Origin of the sequence: Actinoallomurus sp. NPDC050550 (assembly GCF_040655075.1) — a bacterium.
GTDB lineage: Bacteria > Actinomycetota > Actinomycetes > Streptosporangiales > Streptosporangiaceae > Actinoallomurus.
Window position 1 is genome coordinate 1 of sequence record NZ_JBFAJC010000059.1, and the last position, 18,614, is coordinate 18,614.

The 18,614-nt window shown below is 70.5% G+C and carries 20 protein-coding genes and 1 pseudogene; 6 read left to right on the plus strand and 15 right to left on the minus strand.

Features of this window, described 5'->3' with window-relative positions; all coding sequences use genetic code 11:
* Positions 1-341: 341 nt before the first annotated feature.
* From AB0I04_RS45430 to AB0I04_RS45440, 3 genes are all read right to left on the minus strand, one after another.
* The gene (locus AB0I04_RS45430; protein WP_360899589.1) at positions 342-545 is read right to left on the minus strand and encodes a hypothetical protein; all 204 of its coding nucleotides are present in this window, start codon (positions 543-545) and stop codon (positions 342-344) included.
* 126 nt (positions 546-671) lie between these two features.
* Entirely contained in the window at positions 672-1,577 is a 906-nt protein-coding gene (locus tag AB0I04_RS45435) for a hypothetical protein (RefSeq protein WP_360899592.1), read from the minus strand.
* A 145-nt stretch (positions 1,578-1,722) separates the two neighbouring features.
* The gene (locus tag AB0I04_RS45440; protein ID WP_360899595.1) at positions 1,723-1,884 is read right to left on the minus strand and encodes a hypothetical protein; all 162 of its coding nucleotides are present in this window, start codon (positions 1,882-1,884) and stop codon (positions 1,723-1,725) included.
* Positions 1,885-1,931: 47 nt separating this feature from the next.
* Here AB0I04_RS45440 and AB0I04_RS45445 point away from each other — a divergent pair, with 47 nt between their 5' ends.
* Both AB0I04_RS45445 and AB0I04_RS45450 read left to right on the plus strand, forming a co-directional pair.
* Positions 1,932-2,567 carry a TetR/AcrR family transcriptional regulator gene (locus tag AB0I04_RS45445; RefSeq protein WP_360899598.1) on the plus strand — a complete coding sequence of 212 codons (636 nt, stop codon included), beginning with the start codon at positions 1,932-1,934 and terminating at the stop codon, positions 2,565-2,567.
* 155 nt (positions 2,568-2,722) lie between these two features.
* On the plus strand, positions 2,723-3,913 hold the full coding sequence (locus AB0I04_RS45450) for a cytochrome P450 (protein WP_360899601.1): 1,191 nt from the start codon (positions 2,723-2,725) through the stop codon (positions 3,911-3,913).
* Between the two features lie 38 nt (positions 3,914-3,951).
* On the opposite strand, the gene AB0I04_RS45455 is transcribed toward AB0I04_RS45450, so the two are convergent.
* The 3 genes and pseudogenes from AB0I04_RS45455 to AB0I04_RS45465 all read right to left on the minus strand — a co-directional run.
* Complete coding sequence (locus AB0I04_RS45455; protein ID WP_360899604.1) at positions 3,952-4,122, minus strand: hypothetical protein; 171 nt, start codon at positions 4,120-4,122, stop codon at positions 3,952-3,954.
* Positions 4,123-4,289: 167 nt separating this feature from the next.
* On the minus strand, positions 4,290-4,937 hold the full coding sequence (locus AB0I04_RS45460) for a hypothetical protein (RefSeq protein WP_360899757.1): 648 nt from the start codon (positions 4,935-4,937) through the stop codon (positions 4,290-4,292).
* Between the two features lie 45 nt (positions 4,938-4,982).
* A pseudogene (locus AB0I04_RS45465) lies at positions 4,983-5,846 on the minus strand (NEW3 domain-containing protein); the annotation flags it as partial.
* 173 nt (positions 5,847-6,019) lie between these two features.
* Here AB0I04_RS45465 and AB0I04_RS45470 point away from each other — a divergent pair.
* The 4 genes from AB0I04_RS45470 (at position 6,020) to AB0I04_RS45485 (ending at position 9,427) form a co-directional block, all read left to right on the plus strand.
* Positions 6,020-6,172: a hypothetical protein gene (locus tag AB0I04_RS45470; RefSeq protein ID WP_360899607.1), complete on the plus strand. Its 153-nt coding sequence runs from the start codon at positions 6,020-6,022 to the stop codon at positions 6,170-6,172.
* 57 nt (positions 6,173-6,229) lie between these two features.
* Entirely contained in the window at positions 6,230-6,718 is a 489-nt protein-coding gene (locus AB0I04_RS45475; RefSeq protein WP_360899610.1) for a hypothetical protein, read from the plus strand.
* 684 nt (positions 6,719-7,402) lie between these two features.
* On the plus strand, positions 7,403-7,582 hold the full coding sequence (locus AB0I04_RS45480; RefSeq protein WP_360899613.1) for a hypothetical protein: 180 nt from the start codon (positions 7,403-7,405) through the stop codon (positions 7,580-7,582).
* Between the two features lie 573 nt (positions 7,583-8,155).
* Positions 8,156-9,427, plus strand: a complete 1,272-nt coding sequence (locus AB0I04_RS45485; protein ID WP_360899616.1) for an ROK family transcriptional regulator — start codon at positions 8,156-8,158, stop codon at positions 9,425-9,427.
* A gap of 153 nt (positions 9,428-9,580) precedes the next feature.
* Here the strand turns inward: AB0I04_RS45485 and fmdA are convergent, their stop codons facing one another.
* The 9 genes from fmdA to AB0I04_RS45530 form a co-directional block, all read right to left on the minus strand.
* Positions 9,581-10,828 carry a formamidase gene (gene fmdA, locus AB0I04_RS45490; protein ID WP_360899619.1) on the minus strand — a complete coding sequence of 416 codons (1,248 nt, stop codon included), beginning with the start codon at positions 10,826-10,828 and terminating at the stop codon, positions 9,581-9,583.
* A gap of 50 nt (positions 10,829-10,878) precedes the next feature.
* Positions 10,879-11,514 carry an AmiS/UreI family transporter gene (locus AB0I04_RS45495; RefSeq protein ID WP_360899622.1) on the minus strand — a complete coding sequence of 212 codons (636 nt, stop codon included), beginning with the start codon at positions 11,512-11,514 and terminating at the stop codon, positions 10,879-10,881.
* A 55-nt stretch (positions 11,515-11,569) separates the two neighbouring features.
* Entirely contained in the window at positions 11,570-11,848 is a 279-nt protein-coding gene (locus AB0I04_RS45500; protein WP_360899625.1) for an FmdB family zinc ribbon protein, read from the minus strand.
* A gap of 131 nt (positions 11,849-11,979) precedes the next feature.
* The gene (locus AB0I04_RS45505; RefSeq protein WP_360899628.1) at positions 11,980-14,172 is read right to left on the minus strand and encodes an MMPL family transporter; all 2,193 of its coding nucleotides are present in this window, start codon (positions 14,170-14,172) and stop codon (positions 11,980-11,982) included.
* A 297-nt stretch (positions 14,173-14,469) separates the two neighbouring features.
* The gene (locus tag AB0I04_RS45510) at positions 14,470-15,147 is read right to left on the minus strand and encodes a response regulator transcription factor (protein WP_360899631.1); all 678 of its coding nucleotides are present in this window, start codon (positions 15,145-15,147) and stop codon (positions 14,470-14,472) included.
* Positions 15,144-16,382 (minus strand): sensor histidine kinase, encoded by a 1,239-nt coding sequence (locus AB0I04_RS45515; RefSeq protein WP_360899634.1) that lies wholly within the window; start codon positions 16,380-16,382, stop codon positions 15,144-15,146. The genes AB0I04_RS45510 and AB0I04_RS45515 overlap by 4 nt, the downstream gene beginning before the upstream one ends.
* Positions 16,383-16,631: 249 nt before the next feature.
* Entirely contained in the window at positions 16,632-17,141 is a 510-nt protein-coding gene (locus AB0I04_RS45520) for a lytic polysaccharide monooxygenase auxiliary activity family 9 protein (RefSeq protein ID WP_360899637.1), read from the minus strand.
* 304 nt (positions 17,142-17,445) lie between these two features.
* Positions 17,446-17,712: an alpha/beta hydrolase gene (locus tag AB0I04_RS45525; RefSeq protein ID WP_360899754.1), complete on the minus strand. Its 267-nt coding sequence runs from the start codon at positions 17,710-17,712 to the stop codon at positions 17,446-17,448.
* The gene (locus AB0I04_RS45530) at positions 17,645-18,586 is read right to left on the minus strand and encodes a DUF6596 domain-containing protein (RefSeq protein ID WP_360899640.1); all 942 of its coding nucleotides are present in this window, start codon (positions 18,584-18,586) and stop codon (positions 17,645-17,647) included. The genes AB0I04_RS45525 and AB0I04_RS45530 overlap by 68 nt, the downstream gene beginning before the upstream one ends.
* Positions 18,587-18,614: the final 28 nt, after the last annotated feature.

Genomic DNA, 18,614 nt, shown 5'->3' on the forward strand with positions numbered 1-18,614 from the left:
GTCGGCGGGCCCCTCCGGTCGTGCCAGTGACCCGACCGGCTCGTAGAACGAAGTGATCAGTACGAGCGGAACGGGCGCGTCCCATCGGGCCGCCCACCCAACGCCCGCGCCGCTTGACCTCATCCGGCAGCACCCCACCGCGACCGGTCAACACCCCCGATGACACGCGATGACCAGCCCGTCGCCCCGTCATCACCACGTCAACCGAACGGGCCGGAACGCTCCCCAGCAGACCCGAATCGACCCGCACGACACGACCCCCAAAACACCGACTGACCTGGACAGACCCGCCCGCACCGGATTGCGCCGGAACGGCCAGGAATGCCCAGGCCAGCCATAGGTCACTTGTTGTCCTTGCCGTCCAGCAGGAAGTCATAGATACGCGCGGTGCTCGGAATGGTCACGTCGATGCCGCTGCCTTCGCTCACCCCTTCATGATCACCCAGATCCGCACATGCCATGATCATTTTCGCGAAACCGCGCCTGGCCTGTGACGGCCGACCTGACGCAGGACATTCGTTGTACACCGCGCAGCCACCGGTCACGGGATCAGCAGGAGCTTCCCGGTGGTCGTGCGCGACTCGATGTCCGCGTGGGCCTTCGCGGCCTCGGCCGGCGGGTAGCGGCCCGGTCGGCTGTACTCTCCCCAATGACGCAAGGCTCTCGCGACTCTAATAGCCGAAGAACCAGTGGATATCGAAGTAGCGCGCGGTCGAGAAAGGATGATTTGGATCGGTGAGCATGCGGTAGATGAACTCGGCGGTGGAGCCCTCGAACCGCTCCCATACGCGGTAGTCGTCCTCCGTCGCAAGGATGGGCCACTTGTCAGGATCGGGGCCCTCGGTAAGCCAGTAGAAACTATGGCCCTGTTCGGAGCTCGCCCACTCCAGCAGCCCACCCGGCGTCGGGAACACCTCATACGGCTTCCATTGTCGGCTGTCGTTCTCCTTGACCCACTGGGCCAGTTGCTCGGTATGCCGGACGATGTCGAAACTCGAGATTCCGGCGTTGGGGACGTAGAACCGAAGGTACGCGTCGAAGGCACCCGATCCGAAGAGCTCGGCCAGCCTCTTGTAATCGCCCGGTAGTGCGGTCCCCATCCGATGCTCGACCGCTGCCCAGTCGACCGGATTCGTCAGGTCCGTATCCGAGCCCGTAACGGCGACGACCCGGTCCGCCCAAGAAACGCCTTCCGGGAGGCCGTCCATGGCTGGCTCGGCCCGCTCGGCGAGGAGCAGGATGAGCCGCAGGTCATCGTCGGTGCGGGTCGTGCCGCAGCCGATCCACCGGCCGCGGCACGCCCACGCATGGATCTCGACCAGCCGCTCCCCGAACGGCTCAAGCAGCGGCAGCCCGCTCCGTCCGGTGACCGCCGGGTCGCGGTGTCCGTCCATCACGAGCGTGCGTGGTCGCCCGTACCACTTACGCAACTCCTCCAGCAGCACGGACAGGCTGGCACCTGCCGAAACCGCGAGGCACACGTGCCCCGCCGCGTGCCCCGCTTCCGCGCATCGCAGTTCCCCGGTGTCCACCCAGGCCAACTGGTGGACGGCCTTGACAAGCTGGTCTGTGTCCATCGCAGGAGTAAACCGCATGCCACTGACGAAGTGCCGCGATACCCGGCACGACAGAGGCACCGCCTGGGGATACATTTCCTGCTCGACACCGCCAGCCGGACCTGGGGGTCGTCACCAAGGCCAACGTCGCCTGAAGCGAGCCCGGTCAGGCCGGTTCGAAGACCAACGGCTTGCTCAGCGTGGATCGCACCGGCGAGCGGGCGATGCGCTCTACGATCACGGGCCGGTGAGCCTCAAGCTCCGGGGCGAGAAGGAGTTCGTACCGGAACCGCGTCGTCGACTCCTCGCGTTCCAGGTGAACCCGCACACCCGATGCAGTTGACTATACGACCGGTCGGTCAGTATCTTCCAATCATGATCAAGGATGGTCGACTGCGCCGCGGCGAGCGCACCCGTGTCGCCGTGCTCGACCGCACTCTGCGACTGGCCTCGGTCGAGGGCCTGGACGGGCTGTCCCTGGCCCGGCTCGCCGACACGCTTAACCTCAGCAAGTCCGGCCTCTTCGCGCACTGGCCCTCCAAGGAGGCGCTCCAGCTCGCGGTGATCGAACACGCTCGGCAGCAGTGGGTCACGGAGGTGATCCACCCGGCACTGGAGGCGCCGCGCGGCGTGCGCCGGTTGTGGGCCGCACACGACCAGCGAATGGCGTTGTATGAGTCAGAGAAGCTGCCCGGTGGCTGCTTTTTCGCGAACTCCTATTTCGAGTACAACGCCCGTCCCGGAGCCGTTCGCGAGCGGCTCGTGGCGGAATTGACTGACTGGATGGGGTTTTTGACCGGGCTGGCTGAACAATCGGTCGAGGTCGGCGATCTCCCCCCTGAGACCGACCCCGCCGACCTCGCCTATCTAATCGACTCCCTCGGTGTCTATGCCGCGATGCAGGCGCCCGTCCGCGGAGCCGCGGTGACCTGCCGGCACTCCCGCCGCGCCCTGCTGGGCCACCTGCGAACGCTCACGACCGACCCGACGATTCTTCCGGAGCTGACATGAGCCGGACCGTTACCGAGGCATCCCGGGTCCCGTACGGGTAACGCCGCCCGGGCTCTCGTGCACTTCGACGACCTCGACCCCATGGGCGTGCTGCACAACGCGCGCTACGCCGTGCTGGTCGAGCGCGCCATCACCGCCTGGAAGGAGAACGTGACGTGACCGCCATTTCCGGCCCTAACCTGTTCGCGGCCGAGTTCAAAGCCGACCCGTACCCGGTCTTCGACAAGTTGCGTCGGGAGGCACCGGTGCGGCCGATCGAGCTGCCCACCGGGCGCGGCTGGCTGGTGACGCGGTACGCCGACGTCCGGCAGGTGCTCGCCGACCCGAGGCTGTCCAAGAGCCTCGACGAAGTCCCGGTCGACCTGGGGTACAACCTGCTGCCGCCGGAGCGCCGGCGGGTCGCCTTCCACATGCTGAATGCCGACCCGCCGACGCACACCCGGCTGCGCCGGCTGGTGGCCAAGGTCTTCACCAGCGGACGGGTCGAGGGGTTGCGCCCGCGGATCCGCGAGATCGCCGAGGAGCTGGTGCGCCGGACGGCCGGCCGGGGGCGGGCCGACCTGGTGGCCGACTTCTCGTTCCCGTTGCCGATCACGGTTTTCTGCGAACTGGTCGGCGTGCCGACCGCGGACCGCGACGCGTTCCGGGCCTGGACCGGCGCGATGGTCGCCCCGCCCACGCCGGACAGTCTGATGGCCGCACGGGACCACATGACCGACTACCTCGCGGCGTTGATCGTGGATAAACGACGCCACCCCGGTGACGACCTGCTGTCGGATCTGGTCGCGGTGCGGGGCGAGGACGACCGGCTCAGCGAGCCGGAACTGCTGTCCATGGCATTCCTGCTGCTACTGGCCGGCTTCGAGACGACCGTGAACCTGATCGGCAACGGCGTCTACCTGCTGCTCACCCACCCGGACACGTACGCCCGGCTGCGCGCCGACCGCAGCTTGATACCGGCGGCGGTGGAGGAGTTCCTGCGGTTTGAGAGCCCGCTCGCGGGCAGCACGCCCCGGGTCACCACCGAGCCGGTGGAGATCGGCGGGGTCACCATCCCGGCCGGGGAACTGGTATTCGCCTCGCTCGCCTCGGCCAACCGCGACCCCGACCGCTACGCCAACCCGGACCGCCTCGACATCGACCGCACCGACGGCGGGCACGTCGCCTTCGGCCACGGCATCCACTTCTGCGTCGGCGCTCCGCTGGCCCGGGTGGAAGGCCAGGTCGCCTTCGACACGCTACTGACCCTGCTGCCCGAGCTGCACCTGACCGTCCCCGCCGACGCGCTGGTCTGGCGGCCCGGCATCCTCATGCGCGGACTGGTCGACCTACCCGTCCACTGGTGACCGGCGCGTGCTCGGCGACCGGATGACCGCCCTGCGGGTCAGCGTGCGGTGCGGGCACCGTGCCAGCGGCCGATCAGGATCCCGCCGAGCACCAGGTCGGCCAGGAAGACCAGAATGCCGATGATCAGTAGGTAGAAGAGGCCTTCCACCGCGACTCCGGCGATGCCGAGCCCGATCGCCACGATGATGAGGGCCAAGAACAATGTCATGTCACAGCCTCCTTCCCGGAGTCCCTGTTCAGGGCCATACCCGCCAGCCAAGGGCGGTACGAGCGCCGGCGCGTTGGTCCCCCGGCTCCGGGGCGCTCATGGCCTACGGGACGGGCGCCCGCGCCTCCCGGGTCGCGGGAGGGGCGGGCGCCCGTGCCGGCTCTGCGTTACTCGATTCCGAAGCCGGTGAACTCCGCGCCGGAGATCTTGCCTGAGGCGTCCCCGGTGACGGCCGCCGCCGAGAGGCCGACGTCCTGGGTGGCCGCCGCGCTCGGCACCTGGGCGGTGGCGACCTGCTGCCAGGTCTTGCCGTCGAGGCTGAACGACCCGGTGAAGGTCGCCCCGGACCGCACGAGTTTGAGCTGCACGGGGTAACCGGAGAACCCGGTGTTCAGGGTGGTGTCCAGGTAACCGTCCCCATTGGCGTCCCACTGCATGACGACGCCGTTCGCGGGCGTGGCGGCCAGGATCACGTAGCCGGGACTCTTGGCGGACAGGTCGTTGCGGACGACGATGCCGGCCTTGGCCCAGACGCCCGTCGGGTCCTGCCGCGTGACCTTGGTGGTCACCGTCATGGCCTCCTTGCCCGCGCCCTTGCGGTAGAGGGCGCCGAACTGGTCGGTGCGCCCCCACTGGTCCTTACCGTCGGCGAAGACGGCGAACCGGTCGCCGAGCTGCCCGACGTGGGTGGCGGTGCCCGCGACGGTGCGATAGTCGGCCGACGGTGCCGCGAAGGCGGTGAAGGTCGTCGAACCGTCCGCCTTCCCGGTGCCGCCGGGGCCGTCCGCGAAGGTCGCCGAGGCGCCGACGCTCACGGTCGTGTCGGGGTCCGGAAGCGTCGCGGGCGGGGTGAGCGTCCAGGACGCGGTCGCCGAGGCGCCCGGCTCGATGGTGCCGAGCTCGGCCGGGTCCTGCGGCGTCGCCGTCCAGCCGTCCGGCGCGGCGAGGGTCACCTTCGTTCCCGTCACGGCGAGACAGCCGGTGTTGGTGACCTTGCCGGTGACGGTGGCCTTGCCGCCGCCGTCGACGTACGGCGAGCCGGGCGACAGCTCGACCGTCGCCGTCGGCGGCGTGGCCTTCGACGGGGCGCGGACGTCCACCTCGACGGTGTGGGTGGGCGCGGCCGATCCGAGCCCGATGCCGATCGTGTAGTGGCCCGGAGCGCACAGCTGCGGGGAGAACACCACGGGCACGGTGCCCTCGTCGTGGTGGCCGAAGGAGACGATCCGCGCGGGGGTGGTGAACCCGATCCCCCGGGCGAACGTCGTCGTGTCGGTCTGGGTCGCCTGGCCGTTCACGTAGAGCACGACGCGGGGGTCGGCGAGGTAGCCCGCTCCCCCGTTGTTGACCACCGTCCCGGTGACCGTCAGCGGCGCGCCCGCCTCGATGGCGCGGTGGTCGGACCTGACGGCGGTGACCGTGGCATCGGCCGGCGAGGTCATCCGCTGGTAGTTCGCCTCGTAGTCGGCGACCGCGCGGGCGACGCCGAGCTGCGGCACGGACCGTGTCCTCGTCCAGTTCAGCCGGATCACGCTCGCCTTCCGGGGCGACGTCAGGGTGACCTGGTTCCCGGAGATCCGGCCGGTGTGGCGGCCGTCCACGGTCACCGAGGTGAGGACGGTCCCGGCCGGCGCCGAGATCGCGAGGTGGTCCGGGGTGCCGCGAGTCGGCGGTGTGAGGCGCATCGTGGCGCCCTTCCCGTCGACGGCGGCGGTGTAGGACATCGGCCCGAAGTCGGTCTCCCCGCTGAAGCCCCACGGTCTGGCCGGGCCTGCTCGACTGGGGCGACCAGACGTTGGCGAGGTGCAGGGATCCGTCCGACGCCTCGTAGGCGAGCATGTCGCGCAGGAACGTCAGGTACTTGCCGGCGAACTCGGCGTGCGGCTGGGTCTGATCGGTGGAGGACCATCCCCAGCGCTGGGCCGAGGCCATGCCCTCCGAGGCCATGTGCGCGGCCGACGTGTGCGTCAGCAGGGAGTACAGCGACGACAGGGCCGCGTCCTGGTCGCCGCGGAGGATATCGGTGATCGACAAGGACATCGGCGTGTAGGAGTGCAGGGTGCTCTCCACGCCGCCGGACGGGTAGCCGAAGATCCCCTCGAACGTCTTGCCCCGCCAGGTGGCCAGGCTCTTGGTGATCCACGGGTCGTTCGGACGGAAGGCGTTCGCGGGCCAGACGGCCTCGAGGTTGCCCCAGTCGATCCCGTACACGCCGCCGTACCAGCCGTCGCGGACGCCCGGCGCCGCCATGCCCTCGGTCGTCGGCGGGATGACGCCCAGCTTTTTCACCTGCGGGGCGAGCTTGGAGCGCAGGATGCCGATGTACTGCGTGCGGCGCTGTTTCCACGTCGCGGCGGTCGCGCCGTCGCCGACCGCCTCGGCGATCTTCGCGGCCCCCTCCTCGCCGGCGATGTTCCACAGGTCGTACGTGAGGACGTGCCCACGGACACCTTCGTCGTCCTTCATCGTGGAGGCGGGGAACAGGCCGTCGTCGGACTGCCAGTACTGCCGGCGGACCTGCCACTCCCAGCCCATCGCCCGCTGGACGGCGGGCCAGACCTGGCGGGCGAACTCGGTGTCATGGGTGCGTTCGTAGTAGTTGGCGAAGGCCCACAGGGCCTCCCCGTTGCCGTCGTACTGTCCCGACTGGGAGATGAACTGGCCCGAGTCGGACTGCCAGTCGAGCATCTCGAGCGTGACCTGCTTGGCGACGTCGGTGAAGCCGGCGTTCAGGATGCCGTCGATGTCGAAGGCCGTGTCGCGCAGCCAGTAGTGGGCGTAGATGGTCGGGTTGGCGTTCCAGTAGTACCGGCCGTCGATGACGTTCATCAGGATCAGGGAGAACGCCAGGTTTGCCTTGTAGGCGTCCAGCACCTTGGTCTCGGCGCCGCTGCCGGGGACCTGCAGGACCGTCCCGGCCTGGTCGAGGGTCTTGTGCCAGAACTGCGCGGTCTGTTGCTCGTACCCGTCGTAGTCCGCGCCCTTGATCGGCGCCGTGTCGGAGTCCTGCCCGACGAAGTACGGCATCGCGAACGTGAGCGTGCGGGTCTGGTGGGGCTGGAGCGCGACGTCATAGTCCTGAGTGGCGCCGTCGGTGCCGCTGGGCGCCTGCCCGGAGAGCAGGAGGAGCTTCCCGTCGCCTCCGTAGACGCGGTGGTCGTCGTCCCAGCCCGGCGAGGCGGGCTTGCTCGGACCGGAGTTGCCGTTCAGGGCACCGATGCCCTTGGTGACGTCGAGGGTCGCCGAGAACCGGTGTGTGACCGGCGACGAGCCCGGGTTGGTGAGACTGACCTTGACGAAGTTCACCATGTTGTCGACGTCGGCCGTCACCTTCTTCGCCGGCAGGCCGTACGGCTGGGTGAAGGGAAGCTTGGCGACGCCCGGCACCTTGGCGGCGAAGAACCGGATCGCGTGCTGGACTCCGCCGGAGTCGAACTGCTCCGACATGATCGGCAGGTAGCCGTCCACCCAGGTCTTGACCCGCTGGTTCACGGGGGTCCGGGAGTCTCCGGTGGCGAACGTGAGGGCGCCGTACTCGTTCTGCAGGTAGCCCTCGGGGGTGATGATGGACCGTTCCGGTCCGCCGTACACCCCGATGGCGGCGCGGGGATAGCGGTACCAGTCGAACGGTTCGTTCGGGTCGTCCTTGACCGGCGGCAGGGACTGCTGCTCCTGCGGGGTCTGCATCACCCCATACGGGGAGCGCCGGTAGTCGTTGTAGGGATTTCCGTAACCGGAGGCGCCGGTCGTCGCCTGGACGAGCGCGGGCGACCCCGGCCGGGAGCGTGCGGGCCCGGGGGCCGCGGCCCATCCGGGGGTGACGAGGCCCAGCGCCAGCACCGGGGGCACGGCGAGCGCTAGGGCACGGCGGAGGAACGATCGCATGGCGAACCTGCCTTCTGGGGCGGAAGACGCGGAACGGCGGAGGGGGAAACGCCGGTCTTCTCCAGGTACCGGACGGCTCGGCGGGGATTTAGTAACGTATCGTTCGTAACTAAAACGCCCACGAGACCATCGGTCAAGAGGTGATCTTTTGACGAGTGAGTCGGTGCCGGTCGGTACAGGGCCACACGTGCTGCGGCGGATCAACGTCGTGACGGTGCTCGACGCGCTGCGCGCGGGCGGACCCCAGCGCGTCGCGGACCTGGTCACGGCCACCGGCCTGTCCCGGCCCGCCGTGACCCGGGCCATCGAGGCGCTGCGCGCCGAAGGCTGGGCGGAGGACGCCGATCAGGGCGAGGAATCCGGGGCCGGCCGCGAGGGCAGGATCGGCCGCCCCGCCGCCGTCATCCGGTTCCGGTCCGGCGCGGGCCACGTCCTCGGCGCCGACGTCGGACCGCACAAGATCCTCGCCATGGTCGCCGACCTGGACGGCAACGTGATCGCCGAGCGGCGCCACGACACCCACCGGCTCCGCCGCGGGGAGGACGTCCTCCGGGCTCTCCTCGGCATCGCCACCGACGTCCTGGCCGAGGCCGGCGTTCCGGCCGACGAGGTGCTGTCCGCGGCGATCGGCAGCCCGGGACTCGTCGACCCCGGGACGGGAACGGTCACGCTGGCTCCGAGCATCCCCGGCTGGGCCTCCCTCCCCGTCGCCGCCGAGCTCCGCTCGCTCCTCGCCTGCCCGATCGCCGTCCACAACGACGTCAACCTCGCCGTCCTCGCCGAGCGCTGGCGCGGGACCGCGACGGCGACGGAGAACCTCGTGTTCGTGCAGTGGGGCGCCCGCGTGGGCGCGGGCATCATGATCGACGGCCGGCTGCTCCAGGGGGCGAACGCGGCGGCCGGCGAGATCGGCTTCCTCGACCTCGCCGAGCACCCCGGAGCCGACGGCGCCATCACCCGGGACACGATGGGACCGTTCGAACGCCAGGTCGGCGCCGCCGCCATCATCGAACTCGCGCTCGCGGAGGCGGAAGGTCGGGGCGACGCCCGGCTGACGGAGGTCATGCTGCGGGCCAGGCCGCACGACGACGCGGCCGCGCTGTTCGACGCCGCGTCGGCCGGCAGCGCGCTCGCCGAATCGATCATCGACCAGATCGCCGCCCGCTTCGCCCGCGGCCTCGCCGCCGCCTGCCTGCTCATCGACCCGGAACTCATCGTGATCGGCGGAGGCGTGTCCCGCGCCGGCGAGCGGCTGCTGACGGTCGTCGAGCGGCATCTCCGCCGCCGCGCCCTCGTACGACCCCGGCTCGCGCTGTCCGCACTCGGCGACACCGCCGTCGCCGTCGGCGGGATCCGAAGCGCCCTGGACGACGTCGAGCGGCGCTACCTCTCCCCCGCCGCGCTGGGCGCCCGCCGCTGACGCTCGCTCCGCCGGCGGCCTTTGCCGCGCGGAGGTCCGCAGAAGGAGACGGTTCGGCCGCCCACGTCGGGTTGGCCGGGCATGGCGTGGCGCCGGACCCCCCGGGCTCCGGCGCCACGATCGCGTTCAGGACGGCGCACCGTCCACGGCCGGTCAGGAGGTGACGGCGCACGCCCCACGGTTGGCGCTTCGCGGACCGTCCCCGGTGGGACGGATGTCGAAGTCGAAGATCGCCGTAGGCAGGTACAGCGTGCAGCACGCGTTCGGGATGTCGACGATCCCGCTGATCCGCCCTTCGACCGGCGCGGATCCGAGGATCAGGTACGCCTGCTCGCCGCTGTAACCCCACCTCTTGAGGTACTCGATGGCGTTGAGGCAGGCGCACTTGTAGGCCTGCGTCGCGTCCATGTAGAGGTTCGTGTCGTCGTCGGGATCGACGGAGATGCCGACGAAGCTCATGAACTCCGAGTACCTGGGCTCGACGTTGCCCGGCATGAAGACCGGGTTGTTCTTGATTCCGTACTTCTCCATGCCGCCCTTGATCAGGTCGACGTGGAAGTCGACGAAGCCTCCCATCTCGATCGCGCCGCAGAAGGTGATCTCTCCGTCGCCCTGGCTGAAGTGCAGGTCACCGGCGGAGAGGTTCGCGCCGTCGACGAAGACGGGCACGAACACGCGGGATCCGCGGCTGAAGTTCTTGATGTCCTGGTTACCGCCGTGCTCGCGGGCCGGCACCGTACGGGCGCCCTCCCGGGCGACCCGGTCGGCGTCGCCGCCGTGGGCGTGGCCCGCCAGCGCGCCTTCCGGCTCCGGCGGCAGCGCCAGGGGCGGCACCCGGTCGGGATTGGTGTCGATCAGGGCCTGCTCCCGGCGGTTCCACCGCTCCAGCAGTTCCTGCGACGGCGCGGTGCCGAACAGCCCCGGGTGGGTGATGCCGGTGTACCGTACGCCGGGCAGGTGCCGCGAGGTGGCCTGCTGACCGTGGAAGTCCCAGATCGCCTTGACGGCCTCCGGGTAGTAGTCGGTCAGGAACGACCCGCCGTTGACCTTGGCGAACACGCCGGTGTAGCCCCAGCCCTCGCCGGCCGCGTCCCCGACGTGCTGCGGAACGGGCCCGAGGTCGAGAATGTCGACGATCAGCAGATCGCCGGGCTCGGCCCCTTCGATCCGGATCGGGCCGCTCAGCATGTGAGCCAGCTTCAGGTTGACGTCCCGCACGTCGTTGGCGGAGTTGTTGTTGCCGATCTGGCAGTCGGTCCACTCCCGGCATTCCATCCGGAACTCATCGCCCGGCCGTACGGAGTCGGCGGGCGGGACGGCCGGATGCCACCTGTTGTGGCCGGGTATCTTCTGATCACGCATTGACCGTGACTGGTCCACGTGGAATACGACGTCTGGCATGGTCACTCACTCCCTGCCGAATTCACGATCTCGAATCGGGAGGCGGTGTGTCAGGTACGTCCCGGTGCCGCCACGCCGCCGGGCCGCGGGCGGGGACGGTGCCCCGGGCCCACCAGGACCCAGAGGGCGCCGAAGACCACGACGGCGAACACCGCCAACGCGATCGCCGTCGCCCCGGGCCCGCCCCAGTAGCCGGACAGCAGCAGGAACGCCGGAATGGCCCCGGTGACCCAGCCTTCGATCGCCGTCACCCAGCCCGTGTAGGTGGTGATCCCCTCGACCTTCAGCCCCAGCAGGACGAAGAACAGGAACCAGAGGAACGACCAGTACAGCCAGATGACCCCGAACGGCGTGTTCCGCAGGACGCGGAAGTTCACGTAGGCGTAGCCGAGCGCCATCACGGCCACGAACAGCGAGAAGTATCCGACGCCGGTGGTGTCGAGCCCGGCCAGCAGCCCGATCCCGACGTACAGGTACGTGAACCCGAACAGGTACAGCCCGGACGCCGCCAGGATCGTCTGGGTGTCCCGTCCCGCCGTGGCGATCAGAACGGTCGGAAAGACCACCTGCATCGTGCCGACGAACAGGTTGAACACCGCCGCGGCCTTGGCGTCGACCTTCTTGAGCAGCATCATCCCGTTGATGAAGAGCACCGCTCCGACGTAAAGAAGTCCCACGTTCGCCATCTGGTCCACCCCTCGGCCGCCGTCGTTCGCGTGGCTCGCGTGGCGGCGGCCGCGCTCACGGTCGCGGCAGGCGGGCGAGCGCCGGGTGCGGCCGCCGGGGCGCGCGCCTGTTCGGCGGCACCTCCGACACGACCTCCGGCGCCTCCCGGCTCTGCTCTTCACGTTCCCGGCTCGCCCGTGCGGTCGGGGACGTGCGCGCCAGCGCCGGTGGTGAGAACACGCGCCGTCCGCCGCGCCCGCACCTCGGGCAGGCGTGAGTCGCGGGCGCGGTGCCCAGCGCCAGCCGTACCTCGAAGGCGCCGCAGCCACGGCAGAGGTACTCGTAAGTCGCCATGACCACCTCCCGCGGACGCCTTCAATTCACGGCCATTCCCCGTAAAACCCCTTGTTTCGGTCAAATGACCGTCTTTTAACCCTGCAATGGGAAAAGCGGGGCGGTCGTCTCCGACCGCCCCGCCATGGGCCTCAGTGGGAGACCGGCTCCAACGGGGTGCCGGCGTCGATCGGCCGTTCCTCCGGCGGGTCGACCGACAGGTGCGGGAGACGGCGATCCAGCCAGGAGGGCAGCCACCAGTTGGCGCGGCCGAACAGGTGCATCGCGGCCGGGACGAGGATCGTCCGCAGGATGAACGCGTCCAGCGCGACGGCGGCGCTCAGGCCGATGCCGAACTCGGCGATGACGCGCTGGCCCCCGAAGACGAAGGCGACGAACACCGCGATCATGATGGTCGCGGCGGCGGTGATGACCCGGCCGGTGTGGGCCTGGCCAACGGTGACGGCCCGGCGGTTGTCGCCGCTGTGCACCCATTCCTCGTGCATCCGGCTGACGAGGAACACCTGGTAGTCCATTGACAGGCCGAACAGGATCGACAGCATGATCACCGGGAGGAACGCCTCGACCGGACCGGCGGCGCCCACGCCGAGCGGTTCAGAGCCCCATCCCCACTGGAAGAAGGCGACGACCACGCCGAAGGAGGCGCCGGCGGCCAGCACGTTCATCACGGCGGCGATGGCCGGCACGAGCAGGCTGCGGAAGGCGAGCATGAGCAGCAGGAACCCGAGTGTGATGATCACACCGAGGAACAGCGGGAGCTTGCCGGTCAGCACGTCCGCGAAGTCGTCGAAGATCGCCGTCGGGCCGCCGACGTAGACCCGCATCGACGTGCCGCGTTCAGCGGCCGGGACGACGTCGTGGCGAAGCCGATCGATCAGGTCGGAGGTCTTTGCGGACTGGGGAGAGGTCGTCGGGATCACCTGCGCCATGGCGACCGTCGCACCCGGCTGAGCGGGCATCGGGGCCGCAGCGGCCACTCCCGGCGTACGGGACACCTCGCCGACCAGGCGGGTGAAGGCCTGCTGGTCGGCCGCGCCGTGCGTCTCGGCGATCAGCTGCAGCGGGCCGTTGAAACCCGGGCCGAAGCCCTCGGCCAGCAGATCGTACGCCTGGCGCGTCGTCGTGGACGTCGGGTTGTTGCCCGCGTCGGAGGAGCCGAGACGCAGGGAGAACACCGGCACGCACAGCACCGCGATGACCACGAGCGCCACCGCGGACAGCGTACGGGGCCGGCGCTCGACCACGCCCGCCCAGCGGGTCCAGACGTCCGGCCGGGCCGCGCCGCCCGCGTGGGCCCCGAGGCGGCGGCGTTCGCGGCGACTGAGCACCCGCGTCTTGAGCAGGCCGAGCATCGCCGGCAGCAGTGTGATCGCGGCGAGCACGGTGCACACCACGGTGACCGCCGAGGCGATGGCCATGCCGTTGAGGAAGCTCATGCCCAGGACGAACAGGCCGAGCAGGGCGATCACCACGGTGCCCCCGGCGAACAGCACCGCACGGCCGGACGTGTCGATGGCCTTGACCACCGACTCCTCGACGCTCAATCCGTCCTTCAGGCCGGTACGGTGCCGGGTGACGATGAACAGCGCGTAGTCGATCCCGACGCCGAGCCCGATCAGCGCGCCCAGTGTGGGCCCGATCTGGCCGATGGTGACGACGTGGGTGAGCAGGCCGACGAGCATCAGGCCGCTCCCGACACCGGCGATGGCGGTGATGATCGGAAGCAGCATCGCGAACAGCGACCCGAAGGCGAGCAGCAGGACGATCGCGGCGACCGCCACTCCGATCAGCTCGGAGTTGCCGGGCGGGGTCCGCTCGACCTGGCTGATCGGGTTGCCGCCGAGCTCGACGCGGAGGCCGTCGCCCCGGGCGGCCTCGGCGGTGTCGATCACACGCTGCACGTCCGTCTTGGCCAGCTTGTCGCCCGTCTTGTCGAAGCCGACCTGGGCGTAGGCGGTCCGGCCGTCCCCGCTGATCTGGCGGGCGCCCCGCCGGCCGTCGTACGGGCCGGTCACCGAGGTCACGGAGGGCAGCTTGGAGATCGTCGCAAGGGTGGCGGTCATCTTCCGCCGTACGGCGTCGTCACGGACGGTGCCGCCCGCGGCCGCACGCCACACGACGGTCGCCGTGTCGCCCGACTGCGCCGGCAGGGACTTCTGCAGCAGTTGCAGGGCCTTCGTGGACTCGGTGCCCGGCAGGGAGAAGGCGTCTTTGTAGGCGGAGCCCGCCGTCTGCGACAGCACGCCAAGGCCGACGAGCGCGGCCAGCCACAACAGGACCACGACGAGGCGATGGCGGTAGCACCATCGCGCGAGAGCGGACATGAGAGAAACCCCCAGTTGTCATCGAATGCCAGTGCCATCCTGGTGCCGGGGGGTATGCGTTCCCGTCCGCCTGGGGAAGGGTCTTCGGCATACCGCGCCCGCAGTAGCCGGTGCGTGCGACTACTGCGGCGAGATGGCCGTACGGTTACGCGGCCGGTCGGGCGAGGACCAGCCGGGTGACCGGAGCGACTACGAGCACCCGGACGGTCACGCGTGAGCCGGGCGAGGACCACTCGGGTGACCGGAGCGGCCGGATGGTCACGCGGCCGGGCGGGGATCCCTTGGATGACCGGGCGACTACCGCGGCGGAGCGGCCGGCCGGACGAGCCCCGTCTCGTAGGCGATCATCACCAGTTGCGCGCGGTCGTGCGCCCCGAGCTTCATCATCGCCCGGTTCGCGTGGGTCTTGACCGTCAGCGGCCGGATGCACAGTCGCTGGGCGATCTGGTCGTTCGACAGCCCACGCGCCACCATGACGACGACCTCACGTTCGCGTTCGGTCAGGTCCGAAAGGCGTTCGGCCGCAGCGTCGGCGATGTCCCCGGGGCCGCTGAGGAAACGGGCGATGAGCGCCTGCGTCGCCGCCGGGGACAGCAGCGCGTCCCCCCGGGCGACGGTGCGGATCGCCTCGTGCAGGTCCCCGGCCTGCACCCCTTTGCCGACGAACCCGCTGGCGCCGGCGCGCAGCGCCGCGAACACGTACTCGTCGATCTCGAAGGTCGTCAGCACCAGCACGCGCACGGCGGCCAGAGCCTCGTCGGCGGTGATCTTCCGGGTCGCGACCAGCCCGTCGGACTCGGGCATCCGGATGTCCATGAGCACGACGTCCGGATGCGTCTCGCGGGCGAGCACGACGGCCTCGTCGCCGTTCGCGGCCTCGCCCACCACCTCGAGGTCGGGCGCGGCCTGCACGAGCACCTTGAACCCCGCCCGCACCAGGGACTGGTCGTCGGCCAGCACCACGCGGATCGTCATGCGCACCCCGTCCCGGCCGCGCGGGCGGCCGGCGCGGGCGAATGGTCGGCCGAGGGCAGCACCGCGCGGACGCGGAAGCCGCCCTCCGACCGGGGACCCGCCTCGAAGGCGCCGCCGACCGAGTACGCGCGTTCCCGCATGCCGAGCAGGCCGTGCCCGGTCCCCTCCCCCGGCGTCGATCCGCCGGGCCCCGAGTCGGTGATCTCCAGTCGGAGCTCCCTGGGCTTGTAAGCGATGCGCAGCGTCGCCGGGGCGTCGCCGGCGTGCTTGTGCACGTTGGTCAGCGCCTCCTGGACGATGCGGTAGGCGGCGAGGTCGACGGTGGCGGGCAGCTCGCGCCGCTCACCCACCACGCGCAGGTCGACCGTCAGCCCGCCGGCCGCGAACGCCTCGAGCAGGCCGGGCAGCCGGTCGAGCCCAGGGGCGGGCTCCGGGGCCGACTCGAGCTGCGCGTTCGGCCGGCGCAGCAGGCTCACGGTGGCACCGAGATCCTCCAGCACCTCCTGACCCGCGCGGCGGACATGGGACAGCGCCTCGCGCGCCTGGTCCGGATCGGTCTCCATGACGTACGCCGCGACCTCGGCCTGTACGTTAATCAGCGCGACGTGATGGGCGAGCACATCATGGAGCTCGCGGGCGATCCGCAGCCGCTCCTCGATGACCCGCCGCTCGGCTTCCTCCTCCCGGGTCCGCTCCGCGCGGCGCGCGCGTTCCTCGACGGCCGCGACGTAGGCGCGGCGATTGCGCACCGCGTCGCCCACCGCGGCGGCGAACGCGATCTGGGCGACGACGCTCACGAGCCGGGGGTCGAAGACCACCATCCCGTGCACCGCGGGATCGCGGGCCACCCCCACCAGCTTGGCGATGATCAGGACGAACCCCGACACCGCGGCGGTCATGACCGTCGTCCGGCGTGCACCGCGCAGCGCGACGGTGTACATGGCGATCATCGGCGCGAGCAGGAGCGGGCCCTCCTTGCCGTCCACGGCCAGGTAGCACGCCGTCCCGGCCAGCGTGAACGCCAGCGCGGCGACGGGCCACCGCCGCCGTACCGCCAGCGGGCCGACGGCCAGCACGCCGAACACCGCCATCTGCCAGGTCGATGGGTCGGGCCCGACCTCATGCGGCCCCGACGGCACCCACAGGGCCAGCGCGTACACCGCCGCCGCCAACAGCCCGTCCGAGAGGAACGGATGGCAACCGGTGATGCGCCTGACCTCGGTCAGCGGACTCACCCGCCCCACGGTAGCCGCACCCCGACGCCCCTCCGTTGGCCCCAGGGAGTAGCCGGGGCGTACTGCGCCCGCAGTAGGACGGCCGCCCGGAAGGCCGACCGCGGCGATGCCGACCACCGTCGTCCTATGGCCAGGGACGGACCGGCAGGCGGACAGCCTGGTCCTCCCAGATATTCAGGCCGGCACGGGAGCAGGGTGGCCGGCACGCGGGGTCGTGTCGGATCCCGCTCCCGAGCCGCGCCGTACGACTCAGCCGACCTGCAGGTCGACGCAGGAGTAGAAGGCGTTCGCGGTGTCGGCGATGTTCCAGATCGCCAGCAGCTTCACGCGGCCGGAGACGTTGCCGAGGTTGACGGTGTGCGACACCGTGGCCGGCGGCTGGCTGTCGTTGCCGCTGAACACGCCGACGCGCGTGCCGCCGATGTAGTACTGCCAGTCGGTGGTGCGGTGGCGCGCGGTGAAGGTCCAGGTGAAGGTGACCGTCCGGCCCACCTTCGTGGCGCGCCAGCCATGGCTGTCGTCGTCGAGCTCGGCGAACCGGGCGACACCGCCGCTGCAGCTGTGCAGGCCCTTGGGGCCCTCGACGCTCTGCGGCTCGTACTTGATGTCGCCGCACTGGACGATGCCCTGCGCGCACTGGGCCTGGCGACTGGGCGGGGAGTTGATGTAGCCGTGCGCGCTGGCCGCGCCGGCCAGGGCCACGACGAGGGCGGGGGCGAGGGCGACGCCGCCGGCAGCGGCGACGAGTCTGGTCTTCATGTGAGCTCCGAATCTCGTGGGGGCCGGCCGCTCGAGCGGCCGTTGCGGGGAACGTTCGTTGCTCTGAGCGCGCGGGGCGGGGCGCGAGCCGCCATGACGGTCTCCGTGACACGACCGGGTTATCAAATAGTAAAGTTTACTATTTGCAGGAATTTTCACTCCTTGACGATTAGCTGTCAAGAGGAGTCGTGGTCACCCGCTGTGAGGGCCACCGCGACGACGATCATGGCGAAGACGCCCGAGGCGGCGGCCCCCGAAGGAGCGGCGGAGGTTGCGGCCGGCCCTCACGTTCACCGGGCCCGATTTATGACTCGTGAGCCTCGGTGTGCGACAGCAGGGCGGGGACCAGGGTGTCCCAGGTGCCGGGCGGCGGCATCTGGTGCCCGACGGCCCGCAGCGGAAGCAACTGCGCGGTGGGGATCTCATCTGCCAGCGCGACGGCGTGTTCGAAGGGCAGCAGCGGATCGTCGGTCCCGTGGACGACCAGCGTGGGCAGGGCGATGTCACCGACCCGCGACCCGTACGCGGCACCGGGCTCGAGGTGACGGCGGTTGGTCAGGCAGGCGGAGATGTCGCCGGTACGGTCGAGGACCCTGGCGAGGAGTCGCCGTAGATACGCCTCCTCCAGGCGGTGGGCACCGGCCAGCGCCATCTGCTCCTCCACGATCCAGTCGGTCACCGCGGCCCGGACTGGGAGGACCGGGCAGCTCGCCGCCCGGTCCCGTCCGGGCGGGGCGGCGGGCGTCGGTGAGCAGCATCAGCGCCAGCAGCCCGGCGACCTCGCCGTCCTCGGGCAGCCGCGCCCGCAGCTGCCTGGTCAGCCGGATCGCCTCCGTCGTCAGCTCCACGCGGTTCAGCGAAGCGCCCGAACTGGCGGTGTACCCCTCGTTGAAGATCAGGTAGAGCACGTCCCGGACCGCCGCCACCCGCTGCGGCCGCTCCTGCGGCGACGGCATGCGGAACTCCGCGCCGGCGACCTTGATCCGCTGCTTTGCGCGGCTGATCCGCTGCCCCACGGTCGCCTCGGGGACCAGCAGCCCGCGAGCGATCTCCGCGGTGGTCAGCCCACCGCAGGCGCGCAGCGTCAAGGCGACCTGCGACGGCCGGGTCAGCGCCGGGTGACAGCACAGGAACATCAAGGTCAGGGAGTCGTCCGCCGTGGACGCGGGCTCGGGATCGACCGGGGTCAACGCCGCCGCGACACCCTCGCGTCGCCGCCGGGCCGTCTCGTTGCGCCACATCTCGGTCCACCGCCGCGAGGCGACCCGGGTCAGCCATCCCGTCGGATTGCCGGGCACGCCTTCGACGGGCCACTGCACGGCCGCCGCCATCAGGGCCTTCTGGACGGCGTCCTCGCACATGTCGAACCCGCCCCGGGCGCGCAACAGCGCGGCGAGCACGATCGGCGCCTGTACCCGAAGAAGATCGTCAAGCTCGGTCGGCATACGCTCACGGCTCCTGGACGATCGGCGT